Below are 823 nucleotides of genomic sequence, written 5' to 3' on the forward strand. Positions count from 1 at the left end.
GTGGCAAGGTAACGAATATGGTGCATGGCCTTATGAAAGTTCGGGTTTATCAAAAAGTAGTGAGGGCAGCCAAGCCAGACCGATACTGAAAGTGGGGAATATTGATAGTCTGATATCATCACTGTGCTTGCAATTTGATGATATGGTTCAGGCAAAAGTAACCATTTATGAGACTTTTTCGCATTATCTGGATAGCAAAAATTTTCCTGATAATAATCCTGCCGAGAATCCTGATGAATGCTTTAAGCAGGTATTTTATGTTGACCGAAAAAGTCATGAGGAGGCAGGGGGGATTATTCAGTTTGAACTGGCTTGCCCGTTTGATTTACAAGGGGTTATGTTGCCAATGCGTCAAATCCATAATCTCTGTTACTGGTGCATGCGGGGTTGGTATCGTTCAGGTAATGGATGTGCCTATAATGGTAAACGCTATTTCGATGAGAAAGGCAATTCGGTGGATGACCCCGCCTTAGATGTTTGTGGTGGGCTCATGAGCGATTGTAAAAAGCGATTTGGTGAAAATGCGCCCTTGGATTTTGGCGGATTTCCTGCGGCAGGGTTAATACGATGATAACAAAAAGTCTTACCGAAGCAATATTCAACCACGTTAAAAAGGTATTTCCGCAAGAAGCCTGTGGGGTAATTTGCCAAAAGAGTCGTGTGAAACGCTATTTTCCTTGTCGTAATCTTGCTGCAAATCCCACTGGACAATTCGAATTATCACCGGAAGACTATTCCAATGCGGAAGACTGGGGACTGCCTGTTGCTATCGTCCACTCACATTGTGGCGACGGCGTGACAACACACCCAAGTGAAATAGATA

At 43.6% G+C, this 823-nt stretch carries 2 protein-coding genes; both read left to right on the plus strand.

Features of this window, described 5'->3' with window-relative positions:
- A partial coding sequence (locus CBG25_RS00810; RefSeq protein ID WP_290603817.1) for a phage minor tail protein L occupies positions 1 to 571 on the plus strand: 571 nt, incomplete at its 5' end.
- Positions 568 to 823 (plus strand): C40 family peptidase (locus tag CBG25_RS00815; protein WP_290603819.1); only part of this gene is annotated, 256 nt, incomplete at its 3' end. The genes CBG25_RS00810 and CBG25_RS00815, both read left to right, overlap by 4 nt.

Source organism: Arsenophonus sp. ENCA, from assembly GCF_002287155.1.
In the GTDB taxonomy this organism is placed as follows: Bacteria; Pseudomonadota; Gammaproteobacteria; order Enterobacterales; family Enterobacteriaceae; genus Arsenophonus; species Arsenophonus nilaparvatae.